Source organism: Undibacterium sp. Xuan67W, from assembly GCF_049340165.1.
Lineage (GTDB): Bacteria > Pseudomonadota > Gammaproteobacteria > Burkholderiales > Burkholderiaceae_D > Undibacterium.
In genome coordinates this window covers 70,504-91,484 of record NZ_JBMPPN010000006.1, presented here as the reverse complement: position 1 = coordinate 91,484, position 20,981 = coordinate 70,504, and the positions used below count along the sequence as shown (strand labels likewise).

15 protein-coding genes are annotated in these 20,981 nt (G+C 48.7%); 11 read left to right on the top strand and 4 right to left on the bottom strand.

Going from position 1 to position 20,981, the window contains the following annotated elements:
- Positions 1-170 precede the first annotated feature (170 nt).
- Positions 171-566, top strand: coding sequence for a hypothetical protein (locus ACO0LE_RS07690; protein WP_422956185.1), 396 nt, complete (start codon positions 171-173; stop codon positions 564-566).
- Between the two features lie 757 nt (positions 567-1,323).
- Positions 1,324-1,620 (top strand): hypothetical protein, encoded by a 297-nt coding sequence (locus ACO0LE_RS07685; protein WP_422956184.1) that lies wholly within the window; start codon positions 1,324-1,326, stop codon positions 1,618-1,620.
- Positions 1,621-1,724: 104 nt separating this feature from the next.
- Here ACO0LE_RS07685 and ACO0LE_RS07680 read toward each other — a convergent pair whose 3' ends face one another.
- From ACO0LE_RS07680 to hutC, 3 genes are all read right to left on the bottom strand, one after another.
- Positions 1,725-2,228: a DUF1579 domain-containing protein gene (locus tag ACO0LE_RS07680; RefSeq protein WP_422959821.1), complete on the bottom strand. Its 504-nt coding sequence runs from the start codon at positions 2,226-2,228 to the stop codon at positions 1,725-1,727.
- Between the two features lie 62 nt (positions 2,229-2,290).
- Entirely contained in the window at positions 2,291-2,986 is a 696-nt protein-coding gene (locus ACO0LE_RS07675) for a DUF2242 domain-containing protein (RefSeq protein ID WP_422959820.1), read from the bottom strand.
- A 72-nt stretch (positions 2,987-3,058) separates the two neighbouring features.
- Entirely contained in the window at positions 3,059-3,769 is a 711-nt protein-coding gene (gene hutC / locus ACO0LE_RS07670; protein WP_422959819.1) for a histidine utilization repressor, read from the bottom strand.
- 189 nt (positions 3,770-3,958) lie between these two features.
- Here hutC and hutU point away from each other — a divergent pair, with 189 nt between their 5' ends.
- From hutU to ACO0LE_RS07625, 9 genes are all read left to right on the top strand, one after another.
- Complete coding sequence (gene hutU / locus ACO0LE_RS07665) at positions 3,959-5,659, top strand: urocanate hydratase (RefSeq protein WP_422959818.1); 1,701 nt, start codon at positions 3,959-3,961, stop codon at positions 5,657-5,659.
- A gap of 421 nt (positions 5,660-6,080) precedes the next feature.
- Positions 6,081-7,625 (top strand): histidine ammonia-lyase, encoded by a 1,545-nt coding sequence (gene hutH, locus ACO0LE_RS07660; protein ID WP_422959817.1) that lies wholly within the window; start codon positions 6,081-6,083, stop codon positions 7,623-7,625.
- Between the two features lie 63 nt (positions 7,626-7,688).
- Positions 7,689-8,312: a HutD family protein gene (locus ACO0LE_RS07655; protein ID WP_422959816.1), complete on the top strand. Its 624-nt coding sequence runs from the start codon at positions 7,689-7,691 to the stop codon at positions 8,310-8,312.
- 3 nt (positions 8,313-8,315) lie between these two features.
- Complete coding sequence (gene hutI / locus ACO0LE_RS07650; protein WP_422959815.1) at positions 8,316-9,521, top strand: imidazolonepropionase; 1,206 nt, start codon at positions 8,316-8,318, stop codon at positions 9,519-9,521.
- Positions 9,522-9,551: 30 nt separating this feature from the next.
- The gene (locus tag ACO0LE_RS07645; RefSeq protein WP_422959814.1) at positions 9,552-13,478 is read left to right on the top strand and encodes a DUF748 domain-containing protein; all 3,927 of its coding nucleotides are present in this window, start codon (positions 9,552-9,554) and stop codon (positions 13,476-13,478) included.
- Between the two features lie 345 nt (positions 13,479-13,823).
- Positions 13,824-14,216 (top strand): response regulator, encoded by a 393-nt coding sequence (locus tag ACO0LE_RS07640; protein ID WP_422959813.1) that lies wholly within the window; start codon positions 13,824-13,826, stop codon positions 14,214-14,216.
- Complete coding sequence (locus ACO0LE_RS07635) at positions 14,217-15,869, top strand: diguanylate cyclase (protein ID WP_422959812.1); 1,653 nt, start codon at positions 14,217-14,219, stop codon at positions 15,867-15,869.
- Positions 15,870-15,947: 78 nt separating this feature from the next.
- Complete coding sequence (locus tag ACO0LE_RS07630) at positions 15,948-16,307, top strand: response regulator (protein WP_422959811.1); 360 nt, start codon at positions 15,948-15,950, stop codon at positions 16,305-16,307.
- 163 nt (positions 16,308-16,470) lie between these two features.
- A complete protein-coding gene (locus ACO0LE_RS07625) occupies positions 16,471-18,492 on the top strand; it encodes a methyl-accepting chemotaxis protein (protein ID WP_422959810.1) in 2,022 nt (673 codons plus the stop codon).
- A gap of 142 nt (positions 18,493-18,634) precedes the next feature.
- Here ACO0LE_RS07625 and parC read toward each other — a convergent pair whose 3' ends face one another.
- On the bottom strand, positions 18,635-20,971 hold the full coding sequence (parC, locus tag ACO0LE_RS07620) for a DNA topoisomerase IV subunit A (RefSeq protein ID WP_422959809.1): 2,337 nt from the start codon (positions 20,969-20,971) through the stop codon (positions 18,635-18,637).
- Positions 20,972-20,981 lie beyond the last annotated feature (10 nt).

Sequence of the window (20,981 nt, the reverse complement as noted above, 5' to 3'; positions counted from 1 at the left end):
ATAGCATGATGTAAAGATAAATTGTGAGCAAAAGAACAGCTTTATTCAAAAATCGTCTGTTTTTGGAAAAAAGTTGATCCACGGATACAAATTTAGACTTTGAATTTAATCTAAATTTAATTAGAATCAAATCAGCCTCGTCAGGCTATTCAATTCACTCAGGAGTCGCCATGAAGAAATTTGTCTCACAAGCAGTTATGGGTTTGGTGTTGGTTTCAGGCATTGCCTCAGTCGCACAAGCAGCGAACGTTGATACTTCCGTCGATGGCATCTTTACTGCGCTGACAAGCAGCAAAGATTTGCAAGCGACTGTTGATACATTGATCGCGAACGGTGCAGGTGCCGGTTCAGTCGTGTCTGTCGCAGCGGCAGCAGGTATTTCTCTCGATACAGTCAAAGATTTGTCTATCTGCACAAATGACATCTCCGCTGATTCACGCGTACTGAGTGCTACTTGCCTCAAACCACGTACTGTCGCAACGGCGTATGTTGCTGGTATGAATGATCCTTTGAAATATCTGCCAGCAACAGCGGCAGGTGTACGCAAAGACAAAACAACGAAATAATCCTTGTTGTGTGAGGGCGATTGCTTCATACGCATTCGCGCTCATTGCAGTCTGGTTTCAGAGAGTGGCACAGATTTGATCTGTGCCTTTTTTTAAGCAATTTTTATTGGTGACGCTGAATCATCAAATTCTCAGATGTTCCCCGCACTATCTATGCGCCTTCTGGCATGAAATTGGCCTGCGAGGCGCATGAATAAAGCGGGATCCATTTTTATTACTTAGTTAAAGCGAACAATTGCGTTTGCTGCTCATCCCTTCACACCACTTTCCAGTCCGTTACTTGTCTGCTGGTGCCTGCATTGCGCTATTTCTTTGCCATGCAGAAAATCTTCCGTACTTTAAAAATATTTCCTTGACGAAATTTTCAGGAATTGTTTCGTCATAACAAGTTATTTCAATAAATTTAAATTTATTTACCACTTGTAATGTATAAATTAACAACTTTACGTCATATAATAAGGTAGTAATTAAGAATACGATGCTGGATGTCCGATGCTGCACTCCTATTTGCACTAAGAGTCGTGCAAAGTGGTCTCATCCATCATTCTGAAACGGATGAATGATTTGCATACAAATTTCTTATTGAATTTGAACTGATCAAACCCACGTAGTTACAACGACCGACCTGACGTGGTTAGCTACTCAGTGAATTACTTAGTCAATTACTTAGTCAGTAAGTCAGCAAATCAACAAGTTAGCGGTAGTACACAGCAGTGTAAATAAACTCAAAAAATGTCAACCTACAATTGGAGTCAACATGGCAAACCTATTAGAGCTGGACGGTATATCAGATAACATCAATTATGATCCTAATAATCTGTTGGATATCATCATCAAACAATTGCATCTGAAAAATGATGCCGCTCTCTCCAGAGCACTTGAAGTTGCCCCGCCAGTCATTAGTAAAATCCGTCATCGTCGCCTGCCGGTCGGTGCTTCATTACTGATACGGATGCACGAAATCAGCGACCTGAGCATCAAAGAGTTACGTGGTCTGATGGGCGATCGCCGTGATAAATTCAGAATCAGTGACGTGCAATTCAAACCAAAATAAAAGGTGAGAAGCAGATGACAAAAAAAGCGATGCAGATTAATTCTGGATCGCTTTTTTATTGGCGCGCATAGATATATTGCGGACGGAAAAACAGTTTGACGTTTTTAGGATGCAAGCGGTTCTGTTGCAGAGAGACGGATAAACGTCATCTTCCAGTTGACTTCCCATGACGCGCCTGCGTCCATAGAAAATGCTTGTTCCCAGCGTGGGTTTTCACCGGGTGTCGCAGTCCAGGTAAAACGGATTTTGATCGCTTGTCCATTCAGAATAACATCGGCAAAAAATAATCCGATGTGATTGCTAAACTTCCCGACTACCGGGGTATCGAGCTGCGTTGGATTGCGGCCGTCCAGCCACCAGATAGACCAGTTGCCAGAATCGATGCAGTAAGAGCGCATTGCGACTGCGCGAAATGAGCCTTCAGGAAATTCAAGCAAATTATCTTCCAGATTACCGAAGCCACCGAGAATTTTGTTGGTCGATGATAATCCCGTGAACGCAGACCATTCGTCGCATTGCGCAAAGCGGGCATTCAGTCTTTGATGTTCAACGCGCCAATCGCCGATTATAAAATCAAAGTCTTTTGGTGCAGCGGTATCTGTTGGCATTGACATAGAATAAATAGGCTAAAAACGTACTAATAAAAGGACATGTATCGTGCTATTGATTTTTACTGATTTGATTCAGACAACTTCTTTGAAACCGGCTGCACCGATGCTTCTTTCTTTTCAATTTCCTCATCGCCATTGACTGAAGAGTCATCGAGGTAACGTTCAACTAGTTCAAAAAATTTTCCGTAAAAATCGCCCGTAGGAATGGTTTCGCTGGCGACTTTTACCAGTGAGTCGTCACTCGCACCAAATGGCAAGGACACGGATCCCAGTGCGCCTACGCCGATGCTGGCTGAATTGCTGCTTTTTTTCAGTGAGTAACGGTCACGCACGGCATTGGCAAATACGGTTGTGCTGTTACTTCCTTTACTATCTGCAGCGCACACTACGGTGAATTCAATTTCGGCGTGGATATCGCTGTCATGCTGGAATTTTCTGCGACCTTTGACAAAGGATAATCTGGAGTCGCTGATGACATAACCCTGACTGAGCAAGGCACGACGCGCAGCTTCGCAAGAGTTTCTTTCTGTGCCGGGAAAGCTATGGGTGAAGACATCGGTTGAGCCGAATTCTTCATCTTTTAAATGGACTTTGGTACTGCCCAGGCCACCACCAAAACTGCCGCAGCCAGTCAACATGACTACGTAAGCAAATGTGCCGGACAAATACAACGAGCGACGTGATATTAACGAGGCTAAGCCTGTATATAAAAGTGAAAATAACGGTGAAAATAAGCATGTAAATAGCGATTGCATTGGATCCGTATTTCTAAAGAGATAAAGCGGTGTCGTTTTGTGCGGTCTGTGCATCTGAGAGCCTGAGAGCGATTAAAAACTACCGGCAAACTGATAGCGCATACCAGGGTGCCACATGGTGACCATCGTAGCGATTTTACCTTTAGACAGCGTTTGACGGTGTAACAGTAAGCAGGGTTCTTTGTGAGTAATCTGTAACATCGAAGCAATATGTTTGGACGGTAAGAGGGCTTCAATCCGGTAGCTCACGCTTTGCAGCGGCGCGACGACCATCAGGTATTCATTGGGTGTCATGATAGAGAAATCTTGCTTCAGATACTCTGGCGCAATATCGGAGTTGACCCAGCGGTCTTCGACCTGAATCGCGACGTCATTTTCGAAATGCACAATCACGGAATGAAACAGCGTATGACCTATTTTCACTTTGAATTGTTGCGCCAGTATGTCAGTCGCTTTGACCGCGTCGAGCTGATGAAGTTCGCTGCGATGTGTATGACCACGTGCGCGGACTTCTTCGGCAATACTTTTGATCTCGACTAGCGTCGCCTGATATTTATGCTGGGCGACATAGGTGCCGGAACCCTGAATTCGCGTCAGGATCTGCTCGCTGGTCAGTTCGCGCACAGCGCGATTGACCGTCATGCGTGAGACGCTGAATTGTTCTGCTAACGCTGCCTCGGAGGGGATGGCATCGCCTTCTTTCCAGGTGCCGGACTGGATTTCTTTAAGTAAATAATCTTTGATACGCTGGAAGACCGGAGCGTTTTCTGCTGGTGTGGACACGTCGTTCCTGAATAAATAAGTTGCCGTATTGTCTCATACAAAAATCCGCTTGCAAAAGTTGTATATACAACTTAAACTAATTCCATCGATCTGGCATCGTCTGGATCGTCGTCTGAACCGGCTCTGTATGAATAGCGCTTTGCGTGCATGACGATCGGACCACACCTTAAAAACGAGATGGGAGCAATCATGAATAACGATCCACGCTGGGACGCAAGCCGCGTCATCCACGCACCGCGCGGTGCAGAAAAAACCTGCAAGACCTGGGTAGCCGAAGCAGCCTACCGGATGATTCAGAATAATCTTGATCCTGCTGTGGCTGAAAATCCTAAACATCTTGTGGTGTATGGTGGGATCGGACGCGCTGCCCGCAACTGGGCATGCTATGACCAGATCCTGGCATCCTTAAAAGAGTTGGGTGAAGACGAAACCTTGTTGATTCAGTCTGGTAAACCGGTTGGCGTATTTAAGACGCATGAGGACGCACCGCGTGTCCTGATCGCGAACTCCAATCTGGTGCCGAAGTGGGCAAACTGGGAACATTTTAATGAACTCGACCGCAAAGGTCTGTTCATGTACGGCCAGATGACGGCAGGTAGCTGGATCTATATCGGCACTCAAGGCATTGTGCAGGGTACCTATGAAACCTTTGCCGAAGCTGGGCGCCAGCATTTTGGCGGTGACTGGGGCGGACGCTGGATTCTGACGGCGGGGCTTGGCGGCATGGGTGGCGCGCAGCCACTCGCAGCGAGTTTTGCCGGTGCTGTTTCACTGAATATCGAATGCCAGCAATCGAGTATCGATTTCCGCCTGCGTACTCGCTATGTCGATAAACAGGCGAAAGATCTCGATGATGCGCTCGCACTGATCAAACATCACTGTGATCGTAAAGAAGCTGTCTCAATTGCCTTGCTCGGTAACGCCGCAGAGATATTGCCTGAGCTGGTGAGGCGCGCCAAAGCCGGTGGCGTGAAGCCAGATCTGGTCACAGATCAAACCTCGGCTCATGACCTGATTAACGGATACTTGCCGGTAGGCTGGACGGTTGAGCAATGGAAGGCCGCACAACATGATGCGGGTCAACACGCCAGACTGACTGCCGATGCCGCTCAGGCGTGTGCCGTGCATGTGCAGGCCATGCTGGATTTTCATGCGATGGGCATACCGACGGTAGATTACGGTAATAACATTCGTCAAGTTGCGTTTGATACCGGCGTTAAAAATGCTTTCGATTTCCCAGGCTTTGTTCCTGCGTATATCCGACCGCTGTTCTGTGATGGCAAAGGTCCGTTCCGTTGGGTTGCTTTGTCCGGCGATCCGGAAGATATCCGAAAAACCGATGCCAAAATCAAAGAACTTTTTCCGGACAATAAGGGTGTGCACAAATGGCTGGATATGGCGGGTGAGCGTATTGCCTTTCAGGGTTTGCCAGCACGTATTTGCTGGCTGGGTCTGGGAGAGCGTCACATCGCTGGCCTGGCATTTAACGAGATGGTTAAAAACGGCGAACTAAAAGCACCGATCGTGATCGGTCGTGATCACCTCGACACAGGTTCCGTCGCTAGTCCAAATCGCGAGACCGAATCGATGATGGACGGCACCGATGCCGTCTCCGACTGGCCTTTGCTGAATGCCTTGCTGAACACGGCAGGCGGCGCGAGCTGGGTGTCCTTGCATCATGGCGGTGGTGTTGGTATGGGCTATTCGCAGCATTCTGGCATGGTGATTGTGGCGGATGGTACAGATGCCGCAGCGAAGCGCCTGGCGCGCGTCTTAGTCAACGATTGCGGTTCTGGCGTGATGCGTCATGCTGATGCCGGTTATCCGCAAGCGGTTGCCTGCGCTGAGCGCAATGGCTTGAATTTGCCGATGATTCATCATTCGAAGTAATGACTTGAGGTAGTCAATCCAGACCGTAAGTTGATAATGATGGGCAGATCAAAACTCCCTCTCTCGCAAGCGGGAGGGGCGATAACAGCAATACGGTGTGTAAATGTTGTACGAGCAGATAATCAGATAAAACGATCTGTCGCAGCGGCTAATTACGGTGAATTGAGATAAATTAAAAATGTAATCCGCACTATTCATGAGCCTCTTGGAGCATAAATGGCTCAGAAGGCGCATGAATATTGCGGTATCTGTTGTGGAAATTCTAAAAAACCGTATTCGAACGCATCACGTCGTGGGTATTGCTAGTTGTCGCTACTTATTGCTACGCATTGCGCCAGGCGCTGCATCTCGACTAAACAGTGTTTAAAAATTCTCCAGTAGTAATCCTATTCAGAACAAACAAAGACCATCAAGGATCAGCATGAACACGAATACTTTCATCATTCGCCCGGGCCAAATGAGCTTGTCCGATTTGCGCGCAATCTGGCGCACGGCTTTGCCGCTGGCGCTGGATGCCAGTGCTTATGAGGCGATCAATGCATCGTCTGCGACGATACAGAGCATTGTCAAAAAAGGCGATGCGGCATATGGTATCAATACGGGTTTTGGCAAACTCGCCAAGACCCGCATCCCTGATGAACAGCTAGAGTTATTGCAAAAAAATCTGATCTTGTCGCACTCGGTTGGTTCTGGCGAATTGATTGCTGACGACGTTGTGCGTCTGATCCTCCTGATGAAAATCGCTAGCCTAGCACGTGGTTACTCAGGTATCCGCGCCAGCGTGATCGATAGCATGATTGCTTTGTATAACGCGGGTATCATGCCCGCGATTCCGGTCAAGGGCTCGGTGGGCGCTTCCGGCGATCTGGCTCCCTTATCTCATATGACACTGGCTTTAATGGGCGAAGGCGACGTGCACGTCAACGGTCAATTAATATCAGCAAAACAGGCATTGGAAAAAGCGGGCATTACGCCGGTCGTACTGGCGGCAAAAGAAGGTCTGGCGCTGATCAATGGCACGCAAGTATCTACGGCGCTGGCCTTGAATGGTTTGTTTCTGGCTGAGCGCTTGCTGGAGGCTGCGACGATTACCGGTGCTTTGTCTGTCGATGCGGCGAAAGGTAGCGATGCGCCATTTGATGCGCGTATTCATGCTGTGCGTGGTCAACCTGGTCAGATGGCGACAGCGAGCATTTATCGCGAATTATTGAGGGGTAGCGAGATTCGCCGTTCCCATCTGGTCAACGATGAGCGCGTACAAGATCCTTACTGCCTGCGCTGTCAGCCACAGGTGATGGGCGCCTGCCTGGACATCATCAATAACGCCGCCCGTACTTTATTGATTGAAGCGAATGCAGTGACCGATAATCCATTGGTATTTCTTGATACCGGTGAAGTGATTTCCGGCGGCAATTTTCATGCAGAACCTGTGGCATTTGCGGCGGACACACTGGCACTGGCCATTGCAGAAATCGGTTCTATTTCCGAGCGCCGTATTGCCTTGCTGATTGATGCGAGTCTGTCGGGTTTGCCACCTTTCCTGGTGCCGAATTCCGGCTTGAATTCTGGCTTCATGATTGCACATGTGACAGCAGCAGCGTTAGCCTCAGAGAACAAATCTCACGCGCATCCTGCCAGTGTCGATACCATCCCGACTTCAGCGAATCAGGAAGATCACGTCAGTATGGCGACCTACGCCGGACGTCGTTTGCATGAGATGGCGCACAACACTGCGACAATCGTCGGAATTGAATTACTGGCGGCAGCGCAGGGTGTCGATTTTCATCAGCCTTTGGAAACCTCGGCAAGCCTGGCAACGGTGCATCATGCATTGCGTCGTAAAGTTGCGTTCTATGACAAAGACCGCTTCTTTGCACCGGATATTGCCGCCGCAAAACAGATGGTGCTGGACGGTGAATTGAGCGCACAATGTCAGCATTTATACGTGCATCTTTATCTGGCTTAAGGATAAAAAAATACAAAATTTGCCTAAACTACGTGTTCAAATATTTTCATTAAACCAGTCATCATGCGTAAATGGAGTAAACAAGACTATAAATCCATGCCTTGGAAAAACGGCGGTGGCAGTACTACCGAGCTGGCAGTTTTTCCTGAGGGGGCAAGTCTTGATCAGTTCGTCTGGCGCATCAGTACTGCGCTGGTTAGTAGCGATGGCGCTTTCTCTCACTTCGCCCGGATCGACAGAACGTTAGCGATCTTGTCAGGTGTGGGCATGATTTTGCATGCCGATAACGATGGCATTGCTACCAGTGCTGCTGCGCCTCTGATTGTGACCCTGACGCGCGACAGCATGCCGTATTCGTTTTCTGGTGAGCTGCCGATCCGTGCAGAGCTATTGGATGGCGCGGTCTGGGATCTGAATCTGATGACGCGGCGTGATGTCTGTACCCATTATATGCAGCGTCTGGAAGCCGGTGAGCATCATGTCGTTGCCCAGGACGCACAGCAGGTTTTACTATACTGCGCGCAGGGTTCCGCAGTGTTGAACCGCGATGTGTCATTGGAGGAGGCTGATCTGTTTTTGCTCGAAGAGGATCATGAGCGCGCCGGCGTGCGCTTGGTGGTGCAGGCGAGCGAAGAGTGCCTGCTTTATCTGATGCGTATCAGCTTTCTCAATCATGCGGGAAACTAAGTCATGACACAGCTCTGGATCAATATTCATCTTGCTACGATGGTAGACGGCTATGGTGAAATTCGTGATGCGGCAATTGCCGTAAAAGACGGAAAAATCGTCTGGCTAGGTAAACATACCGATCTGCCCGACGTTTATCAAACAGCGCAGACCTATGATGGGCAAGGCAGCTGGCTTACCCCGGGCCTGATCGATTGCCACACCCATATCGTGTATGCAGGCAATCGCAGCGACGAGTTTGAAGCCCGTCTTAATGGCGTCGCTTACGAAGATATCGCGCGACAAGGTGGCGGTATTCTTTCCACAGTACGCGCAACCCGGCAAGCGACTGCCGAGCAGTTAATGCAAGCAAGTCTGCCGCGCGTCCGTAATCTTTTGAAAGAGGGTGTGACTACACTGGAGATCAAATCCGGCTATGGCCTGGATCTGGAAACCGAGGCGAAAATGCTGCGAGTTGCCCGCCAGTTCGCCGTTGACTTGGCGGTGCGGGTGCAGACGACTTTTCTTGGTGCACATGCCTTGCCTCCTGACTATGCAGGGCGGGCTGATGACTATCTCGACGTAGTGTGTGAGCAGATGCTACCGGCCTTAGTTGCAGAGGGACTGGTCGATGCCGTTGACGCATTTTGCGAAAAAATCGGCTTCTCTGCCACACAAACTGAAAAAGTATTTCAGGCAGCGCAGCGCCACGGACTGCCCGTCAAACTCCACGCAGAACAACTCTCAGATCAGGGCGGGGCGGCACTCACCGCACGCTATCAAGGCTTATCCGCCGACCATCTGGAGTATTTATCCCAAACAGGTATTGATGCCATGGCGCAGCACGGTACAGTCGCTGTCCTGTTGCCGGGGGCGTTTTATTTTTTACGTGAAACGACATTGCCGCCGCTTGCCGCTTTGCGCGAGGCTCAGGTTCCTATGGCGATCTCTACCGACTGTAATCCCGGCACGTCACCGATGACTTCGTTGTTACTGGCGATGAATATGGCATGCACCTTATTTCGTATGACACCGCTAGAAGCGCTGGCAGGTGTGACAAAGCATGCAGCACGTGCGCTGGGCCTTCATCGCCAGATCGGTACATTAGAAATCGGCAAGGTCGCAGACTTTGCTTTATGGGCAATTGACCGGCCCGGAGATCTTGCTTATGCGATCGGCGGCAATCCTTGTACGGGCATTGTATTTGCGGGAGTGCCGCGCCTTGGTTAAACTAGAGCCTTAGCTTAACAAGGATCCACCGTGACGACATCTGCCAAAGCGACTCTGCAAACCAGCCTGCAAGCGCAATTAAAAAAAATCTGGCAAGGTCGAACAAGGAAAATCCTGATCAGCCTGCTGAGTGCTTTGCTATTGCTTGCAGCACTTAGCTGGTTACTCCTGCCATCCTATGTACAGCGTATCGCGACAGAACAAGTACAACAACAATTAGGTCGCAAACTAGAGATCGGCGCAATCCGCTTTTCTCCGTTCACGCTGGCACTGACGGCGGATCAGGTCACTTTGTTTGAGGCAGATCAGAAAACTGCCGCAGTCTCAATTAAAAGTCTGTTACTCAATCTCTCTCTGAGTTCTGCCTGGCACCAGGCTCTAGTGATTGACGAGGTCAAATTGAGTGAACCGCATATCCATCTGGTCCGCACCAGCGGCAAGGATTACGGACGTTATAACTTTTCTGACATTATCGATAAACTCGCGGCGCAGCCAAAAAGTCAACGCGACCCTCTACGGTTCTCCTTGGCAAACGTACAAGTGCAGAATGGTCGTATCGTATTTGACGATCAGGTCGTGACTAAACAAACCCATATTGAAGCACTGCAAATTGCCGTACCGTTTTTGTCAAACTTTCCGACCGAGGTAAATAGTTTCGTACAACCGATGCTGTCTGCCAAAATCAATGGCACAGCTTTTGAGCTGAAGGCGCGCAGTAAACCATTTGCAGACAGTCTCGATACGACCCTGGCGATTGATATTGATCGCCTGGATGTGCCGACCTATATTGCGTATGTTCCTGTGCCTCTGCCCTTGAAAATTCAAAGCGCCAAATTATCAAGCAAGCTAGATCTGGTCTTTAGTCGTCAGCAACATCAGTCGCAAATGCTCCTGTCCGGCGAATTGACATTGCAAGATATCCGTCTGAACGACCAGACCGATGCAGCGTTGCTGCAAAGCGAAGCGGTGACGGCGCAACTCAAGCAAGTCAATGTATTGACTGATATGGTCAATGTCGAGCAATTACAAGTTGATGCTCCCGAAGTCTGGATTGATCTGGACAATAAAGGGCAAATGAACTGGGCGAAGCTGGGGAGTCCCGGTCAATCTGGTATGGATAAAAAACCAACGGCGACTAAGGCAGCCGTTGCTAGTGCATCCATTCATAAATCTGTACCGGCATCGACACCGGCGTCGGTCACCGATAATAAATCCACCTCTATATTCGCCTTGCATCGCTTGCAGGTGAACAAGGGGCAGATTCACTTTAGCGATGCCTTGCACTCATCACCTGTCAGCGCCATCAACTTAAATGCGATCACGTTAACGGTTAAAGAGTTTAGTACCGATCCTTCCTCTAAACCTGCCAATGTGTCGCTCAGTCTGCAAACAGAGCAAGAGGCAAAGGCAATATTTGAAGGCGAATTCAGTGCGACGAATAAGCTCGTCGACGGCCAGTTCGCCTTGGCTGCATTGCCGCTTGAGGCATATCAGGCGTACCTGAATCCCGTCTTGGCCGCGATACTCGGGGGCAAATTCTCCATGCAATCGCATCTGCACGGTCAGGATGGCCAATGGCAAATCAGCGACCTGAGCGCGCAACTCGCTGATTTTTCGATGCAGGCAAAAGCTAAAGGTGAGGGTGGTATTGCTCTGAAGTCACTAGCTTTGGATAAGCTCAATCTCGATACAGTGACTAAGCGCATCACGGTAGCGAGTGTTGATATCGATGGCGTCAAAGCCGATATACAACGCGATCAGACGGCGCAATTTAACCTGCAAAAATTTCTGATCACTCACAAGACGCCGCTTGCCGATAAGACCGCAACTCCTGTGGCAACCCCGGTGGCAGTCACGATAGCCGCTCCGGTGGCATCCTCGACACTTAGTGCGCCTGCCAGTATCGCTACTTCATCTGCAGATACTGCGGCGACTGGCATGCTTCAAGCTTTGCATGTTAAGTCGGAGACCCCGGATAATAAAATCTGGCAGGTGAGTGTGCAGAATTTTGCGTTGACTGACAGTAATGTGAAGTTTGATGATTACTCGCTGTACCCAAGCGTGCATCTGAATGTAGATGGCATTCAGGCACAGGCAAGCAATCTCAGTAGCGATTTATCGCAAGCGACCAGTTTGAAATGGAGAAGTGTTCTTAACCGCAAAGGTAGGCTGAATTTAAGTGCCGACGCGAGTAGTGGTCTGAAAAATATAACGATCGCACTTGACGCGCAGACTTTGCCGGTCGCTGCGTTTTACCCCTATTTTGCGCAACAAGTGAATGTCACGCTGAATCGCGGAGACGCGAGTGCTAAAGGTAAATTAAGCATACAGAATGACAAAGGACAAACACCCGCAATAAGTTACGAGGGTAATCTCAGGCTCAGTGATTTTCATATGCTGGAGGGTAGTGATAACGAAGATTTTCTGACATGGAAAACCATCGATATGGATGGCATCAGTGCCAGGCTTGGGAATGCAAAACCGGTTGTGTTACTTAAAAAACTGAGCCTGGTCGATTTTTATGCACGTGCCGTGTTATCTGATAAAGGTAAACTGAATTTACAGAATATAATGGTCAGCAAAACAGCCGCTCCTTCTGAGGTTCCAGCGGAGAATGTCGCAACTGGTATAAACAATTCGCTGGTAACGCCACTTACAGCGCCGCTCGCAAATTCGACGACGGTGACAGATTCCGCCAGCGCTGTTGTCGCTGCGCCGGTATCACATTCCGCGTCAGGTACCACTTCATCGCAGACGACGAATCCGCTGATCATTCGCATCGCTCAAACTTCACTGCGCGGTGGCAATATCAACTTTACCGATAACTTCATTCGCCCGAATTACAATGCGAACCTGACCGGCGTAAGCGGCACCATCGGCGCTATTGCTTCCGATAATCCGCAAGCAGCGACGCTGGAGCTGACGGGTAAAATTGACAATGATGCGCCCCTCGTAATTTCCGGTGCACTGAATCCTTTATCGTCGCTGATTTTTCTTGATATCAAAGGCAGCGCCAGCGGAATGGAGCTGACGCGACTCACTCCTTATGCGGCGAAATATGCGGGCTATGCAATAGAAAAAGGCAAGTTATCGGTACAAGTTTCTTATCGCATCGAAAACCAGCAATTAAAAGCAGAAAATGAGGTTCGCCTTGATCAATTGACCTTCGGTGAAAAAATTGATAGTCCGACGGCGACGCATCTACCGGTGCAACTAGCACTTGCGTTATTGCGCGATAACGACGGCAAGATCAATATCAATTTACCGATTTCAGGATCATTGTCGGATCCGCAGTTCTCGGTTGGCGGCATCATCTGGAAAGTCTTTGTTAATCTCATCAGCAAGGCAGTAACTGCGCCATTTTCTTTACTGAGTTCAGCATTTGGCGGCGGCGAAGAACTTGCCTATATCGAGTTTGTTCCGGGTATAGCGGTGCTCACGCCAGATGCAATTAATAAACTCGATAGTTTGGCCAGGGCGCTCAATAATCGCAGCAGTCTGCGTATGGATATTCTGGGCAGAGTTGATGCGGTGACGGATGCAGAAGGTTTGCGCCGTACCAGCTTGGATAAAAAAATCCGACAAATTAAATTTCTTCATTTACAAAAGAAAAATCCGCAATTGACTCTGGAGCAGGTCAGTCTTGAGGACGGTGATCAAAAAGCCTATATGGGTGACGTGTATCAGTCTGAGAAATTCAGCAAGCCGCGCAATCTCATCGGATTGGCTAAAGCATTGCCTCCGGAAGAGATGGAGCGATTGATACTTGCCAATATCAGTGTAACTCCCGAGATTCTTCGCGAGTTAGCACAGCGCCGGGCAGATAATGTCAGAGATTATCTGGAGCAGAAAGCTGGCGTCAGCAAAGACCGCTTGTTTTTGATCGCACCGAAATTAAATGCAGATGGGATTAAGGATAAAGGTTTGCCAAACCGGGTAGATTTTTCTGTTAAATAGAGCTTAGTTGCCTGATACAGGACATTCTGTTAGTTCCTATTTGTGTCTCTACGGCTACTTTTTCTTTTTTACATCCGTTTTTGCTGCTTTATTTTATGACGAGTTCTGGTAAGCTTGTCTTGTGTCTATGTTAAGCATCTGTTGCTTGGACTAATTGGGGCCAGCTGCTGCTCGTATTGAAAAAAAGTGGCAAAGAATGTTGTTAAAAACAGTCAGTATTCCCGAACGCTGCTATTGATTTGTCTCTGCGTCGAATTTGGGCGCACTATGACACGAAGTGGTAATGTGAATGGGTTCTAAAGCAGGTCTGAAACAGACCCTATGCAAGTGTGTGTAAGGATAGTCATGAGTGAGAATCCTCTGAATAAAATACTGTATGTAGAAGACGACGCTGACATTCAGACTGTGGCACAGATAGCGCTGGAAGTGGTCGGAGGCTTCGAATTAATTAAGTGCAGTTCCGGCAGCGAGGCGCTAGCAGCGATTCATGCCGGTGCCGTTCCCGACCTATTGTTACTCGATGTCATGATGCCAAATATGGATGGTCCGACGACCTTGGCAGAGTTGCGTAAGTTGGCCACTACCGAAGCAACGCCCGTTATCTTTATGACTGCAAAAGTGCAGTCTGTTGAACTCGAATATTACAAATCTCTGGGAGCGATTGGCGTCATTGCTAAGCCATTCGATCCTATGGAGTTATCCGGACAAGTGCTGAATCTTTGGCACAAAGGAAGTTAAATGGTAGCGGTGAATTCTGGCTTGCAGGCAAAATTGCAGGCATTGGAAAATTTATTTCGTGAAAAGCTACCCTCAAAAGCCGCTGAGATGGATGCAGCGTTATCTCGTTTTTTACTCAATCCACTAGATTATGATGCCTTGACTCTGTTGCATCGCTTATTGCATACGATGGCGGGGTCTGCAGGAACCTTCGGTTTTCCCGAACTAGGTGTGGATGCCCGCGAATTTGAAAAAAGGCTGAAACCCTTATTTGAAGGCGAGGTCTGGACGAAGAAAAACTTGAGTGCTTATGCCAAAGAGTTGAGAACCTATTTTGACGTCGTTTTACTCTCTGCAGAAAATAAGGCCAGTAACGTATTGGTCGAAGAAACTGCAGAAAACCTCAAAGATAGCGAAGGCTCTCGCCTCGTATATTTGGTCGATGAGGATAGTGACGCGACTCAGTCAATTAAAGTCCAGCTGGAGCATTTTGGCTATGAAGTCGTCCTGATCAATCAGCTAAAGTCACTGGCGATTGCAATTGCTACCCGTCGGCCTGACATCGTTGTGATTGAATACGGTTCGGTTGACGGAAGAATGGCCGGAGCAGAGGAAATCGCCAAGATCAAGCAACACGGACGGTTCCATATCCCTACCATCTTTGTATCGAATTCTAGTAGTTTTGAACATCGTCTGCAGGCTGTGCGCTCTGGCGGCGATGGCTATTTCACCAAGCCGATTGATATCGTGGCACTAACCGAGCGTATTGATGCGGTAGTCGGACGTGAGCAGTCTAGGGGCTATCGTATTTTGATCATTGATGATGACGTGGTGACATCAGAATACTACAGCGTTGTGCTACGCAACGCCGGAATGAGTGTCAAAACCTTGCATGACCCTGCCCAGGTGCTGAATGCACTGACCGATTTTCGCCCGGAGTTAATCTTACTGGATGTCTACATGCCCTTATGTAGCGGTGTAGAGCTGTCGAAGATGATACGACAGGATAATTCTTATCTGGATATTCCGATCGTTTTCCTGTCGAGTGAAAATGATATAGGTAAGCAGCTAGATGCGATTAAAGCAGGTGCGGATGATTTTATTACCAAGCCGATAGAGCCGCAGTTTTTGGTTGCGTCTTTGACCACCAGAGCTGAGCGTTATCGTTTGTTACGCGCACTTATTATGCGTGATGGTTTGACCGGTTTGTACAATCATACGGCGATCAAAGAAGAATTGACGGCGGAAATTTCTATTGCTGGTCGGAATCAGACCCCATTGGCGTTGGCGATTCTGGATCTGGATTTCTTCAAGAACGTGAATGATACCTACGGACATCCGGTTGGTGATCAGGTGCTGCGGACTTTGTCGCTCCTCCTGAAGCAACGTTTGCGTCGCAGTGATATCGTGGGTCGCTATGGTGGAGAAGAGTTCGTTATTATTTTTCCGAGTACAATGGCGGTTGTTGCCCGCCGCGTGCTGGAGCAGATTCGTATCGCGTTTAATAAAATTGAACAACATGCGGAGCAGGGTGGTTTTTCAGTAACTTTTTCTGCCGGAGTGGCGGATCTGGATTCGTGCGGTGATTCTGAAGAATTATTTGATGTTGCGGATGCTGCTTTGTATCGAGCCAAACAAGGTGGAAGAAATCAAATTGTATTGGCAACTACTTGATAGATCATTTATCTATTCACCGGATTTAACTGTTCTGGCATGGCACAACACTCTCGATCATCAAATCAACCTCTAAGCGTGCTTGTTGTCGATGACGACTATTTTATGCAGCGTATGGCGGTTATGGTGTTAGAGGCATTAGGTCATACAGGCGTTGTTGTCGATGACGGACAAAAAGCATTGGACTGTTTGTCGAAGCGACGATTTGATGTTGTTTTAATGGATGTCATGATGCCGGTCATGGATGGATTAGAGGCGTTGGCTGCGATTCGTGAGCATGAACATGGGGCAAAACGTCAACGTATTATTATGGTAACAGGCCACGCTGAATCGACCGATCGAATCAGATTGCAGCAGGCTGGCGCAGATGGTTATGTTAGTAAGCCAATCGACGTAGAACAGTTGCGCTGCGAATTAGATCGAGTGATGCATTCTTAGCGATGCATATTTTCAGCTAACACTGTTTCACTATTAATGTGTTGATTTTTAAAAAAATGCCACGTACTGTTTGGCGCAGGGTAATGCCTGTCTCCCTATTGTGTATCTCAAAACACCTTGTTCAGCCCAAGCGCTTATGCTTCAATTTTTAAAGGCAGCCAACATGACAAAAATAGTAAGAGTTAGTCCCGAAATGCAAAAATTTCTGGCTGCGCCGGAGATTGAAGACGCACCAAAAAATACGTTCCATAACAACGGATTCTGGACGTTCGGTGTTGTTCTCATGAGCAAGATGTCATTTAAGACAAAAGCGCTGATGATTTGTCTGCTCTTTGCTATACCGATGAGCTTTTTGGCATGGTCTTTCTATTCAACCACCCTTGAGAATATCGCTTTTTCTTCCAAAGAACGCCTAGGCGTTGAGTACAGTCGTCAAATTTTTCCGGTACTCAATCTAGCGCAGCAGCTCCGTCGTGACGCATCTAATGCAGTCGCTGGCGGTGTCGCACCACCGACCTTGGCCGAGCTGAAAGACAAGCTTCAGGCAGCCCAACTCAAATTGGCTGAAACTGACAAGCATCTGGGTACGGAGTTAGGCACTGCAAAAGCCTATGCGGCAGTTCAAGATGCGTTTTCTAAGGCGAATGCCGCCACAGGAGATACAAGTCTCGTGTTCAAAGCACATACTGCACACGTCCAAGCCTTGCTCGATCTGATGTCGTCTGTAGCGGATGCGTCGAATCTGACATTGGATCCCGATATTGCCAGCTTTTATATTATGGATGCTAGCTTGGGCAGAGCGCCAGATGTGATTGAAAATACTGCCAAGCTGCGCGGCATCGGTATCCGGGTATTAAAGGCCGGTGCTATCACTCCTGAGCAGCAGCGCACTTTGAGCGAAATGATGGCGATTGCCGATTTTCAGGGAAAGAATATGCGTGACGGCCTTGATAAAGCTATCGGGAACGACAAAAACATTGCAGCGACAATTAAAGCAAAAGAGACTTTGACTGCCATGGCGGACTTTTTTTCCTACGCGCGTAAAAATGTCGTTAATACAGATGTCTATAATAGCCAGCAGGAAGAAGAGTACCGGACATTAGCGAATAAATTGGTTAGTGAACAATATGCATTGGTATCGCGTCTGTTAGACCAGCTTGATGTATTGTTGGAGAGCCGGATTGCTACGATGCATTCTCATTTGTATGCAGTAACAATTATTTTGTTAGTAGGCATATTACTGGCGTTTTATTTTTTCTACACTTTCTATTTAGTGACCAGTGGCGGCCTACGTTTAATTAGTCGACATTTGCAAGAAATGGCGCAAGGTGACTTACGTAAAGCACCGTCGAAACCATTTGGCACTGATGAGCCAGCCCAAGTCATCGCTGATTTGCGTAACACCTATGATTCGTTGCATGAGCTGATCCGGACAGTGCGGCATTCAGCCCGAGCACTGCATGCTACCAGTGCCGAAATTTCGTCTGCTAGCTACGATTTATCTGCGCGAACAGAGTCCGCCGCAGCGTCGCTTGAGGAACAATCTGCATCCATGGAGGAAATTGGCTCGACAGTCGAAAATACGGCAGAGCGCGCTGGAATGGCGGCGAAGTTCGCGGCAGAAAATGCCAAAGTTGCCGAGGCTGGCGGCCAGATCATTTCAACTGTCGTCAAGACTATGCAAGAGATTCACGCATCATCATCAAAAATCAATGAAATCATCGGCGTGATTAATGGCATCGCGTTTCAGACTAATATTTTAGCGTTGAATGCGGCAGTTGAGGCAGCCAGAGCAGGCGAGGCTGGTAGAGGGTTTGCAGTAGTGGCCAGCGAAGTGCGGAACCTGGCACAGCGCAGCGCGGCGGCAGCAACTGAAATTAAATCACTTATTTCCAATAGTGTTGATCAGATCACTGGTGGAACGAAAGTTGTCGAGCAAGCCGGTGTGGCCATGGAGACGATGGTCTTGAATGCAAAGCAAATTAACGAGTATCTCAGTGAAATCTCTCGGTCAGCCACGGAGCAGGCGGACGGTGTGTCGCAGGTAGGGATGGCAATCAATACGCTGGATCAAGATACTCAGCAAAATGCTGCTTTAGTAGAGGAAACAACCGCTGCATCAGGAGCATTGACGCAACAGGCTGAAACTTTGCAACAAGAGATTGCAAAATTCAGAGTGGCATAGATACAAGGAAGTAATGGAGGAGTCAAAGTATCTAAACCGATAACTAACGGCTTTGATATCGTAAAAACCAGGCAGTGCGTTGCCTGGTTTTTTCTTTTAGATAAGGTGTTATTTCAATTTAATCGCAAATAATCCACGTACACTAATTAACTCGAGTGATAGTAATCGGTTTGATTTTGGATTCCAGCGGTTTGCCTTTGCGAGCACGTTTGCCTATATGGATGCCTAGCGCATTAGCGCTCAATACGACTTCCTGAGGTTTGGCTGCGCGACCTGTGCCTGAAACTTTGACACCTTTTTGACTAATCGCCTGTGCCGCCAATAGCTTCTCTTTTGCTTCGAGTTCCATCAGGATGACGCCGCGACCGCCACTTGCAAGCTGCTTGATTTCAGCCAGGCCAAATACCAGCAGGCGACCTTTTTCTGATAAACAGGCAATCGCACTGGTGTCGTCTGCCACTAAGGTCGGCAGCAATGGCTCGTCACCATCATCCAGCGTCATGAAGGCCTTCCCAGCCTTCATGCGACCAACCATGTCACCTGCTTTCGCAGTAAAGCCGTAACCGGCGCTGGAGGCAAGTAATAGAGTGGATTCCGCCGTGCCAGCGAAGTAATGCAGAATTTTTGTACCGCTCGCAAGATCGATCAGGGTGGTGATTGGCACACCATCGCCGCGTGCGCCGGGTAATGCGGCGACGGGGACGGAATACACGCGACCGTTTGAGCCGAACATCAGCAACTGATCGATGGTGCGACATTCAAAAGTGTTATGCAAACTATCACCAGCTTTGAAGGCGAATTGTGCAGCATCGTGGCCATGTCCAGTTCTTGCGCGAACCCAGCCTTTATCCGAAATGACGACGGTGACTGGCTCATCAATCACTTTTTGCTCTATCGAAGCACGTGCCGCTTCCTCGATCAGGGTACGGCGTGCGTCACCATATTGCTTGGTATCGGCTTCGATTTCTTTGATGATGCATTTTTTCATCGACGCCGGGTTGTCTAGCAGATCTTGCAAACTGGTTTTTTCCAGACGCAATTCTTCTAGCTGCTGCTGAATCTTGATTGCCTCTAAACGAGCGAGCTGGCGCAGACGAATTTCCAGTATATCTTCTGCCTGGATATCGGACAGTCGGAAGGCATCCATCAATGCCGGTTTTGGATCATCTGATTCACGGATGATCTTAATCACCTTATCGATATTCAGCAAGACGGCTTCGCGGCCTTCCAGAATATGAATACGGTCATCCACTTTTTTCAGCTTGAATTGCGTGCGGCGGGTGACCGTCGTAAAGCGGAAGGTGATCCATTCTTTGAGAATGTCGAGCAAACCTTTTTGACGCGGACGGCCGTCGCCACCAATCATCACGAGATTGATTGAGGTCGAGGTTTCCAGCGAGGTATGCGCCAGCAGCATCTGCATGAATTCGGCCTGATCCTGATTTTTGGATTTTGGCTCTAATACCAGCCGCACTGCGGCTTCGCGACCGGATTCGTCGCGCACTGCGTCGAGTACGGATAGTACGACTTGTTTCAGTGAGGCCTGTTCCGGCGTTAATGTTTTTTTGCCCAATTTGATTTTGGGATTGGTGATCTCTTCGATTTCTTCGAGAATCTTTTGTGAGGATACGCCGTGTGGTAATTCTGTAATGACGGCTTGCCATTGACCGCGGGCGAGTTCTTCGATCTTCCAGCGGGCACGTACTTTCATACTGCCACGACCAGCGGCATAGATATCGGCAATCGCGGCAGCGGGCGTAATGATTTGTCCACCACCAGGGAAGTCTGGTCCCGGAATCATGCTCATCAATTCTGTATGTTGCATGTGTGGATTGCGGATCAGCGCAACGGCTGCTTTGGCAACTTCACTCAGGTTGTGCGACGGTATTTCTGTCGCCATACCGACGGCAATCCCCGATGCGCCATTCAGTAAGACGAAGGGCAGGCGACCAGGCAGTAAACTCGGCTCTTCAAAAGAACCATCGTAGTTAGGCTGAAAATCGACGGTGCCGAGATCAATTTCATCAAGCAGCAAACGAGAGATCGGCGTCAGACGTGCCTCGGTATATCGCATCGCCGCGGCACCATCACCGTCCCGTGAACCGAAGTTACCCTGACCGTCGATGAGCGGATAACGCAGCGAAAAGTCCTGCGCCATCCTGACCATCGCATCGTAGACGGACTGGTCGCCATGCGGATGTAATTTACCCAGAACGTCACCAACGACCGTCGCCGATTTACGCGGTTTGGCGGTGGAGCTCAGGCCGAGTTCGTTCATGGAAAACAGAATGCGGCGTTGTACCGGTTTCTGACCGTCGCAGACATCCGGCAAGGCACGGCCCTTGACGACGGAGATCGCGTAATCCAGATAGGCACGCTCCGCAAAACTTGCCAGCGTCAGGGTTTCGCCAGCATCGCCGCCGTTACCACCGTTATCGTCATCAGGTGCCTGATCAAATAAATTTGCTTGTTCGCTCATAGTACTTTGT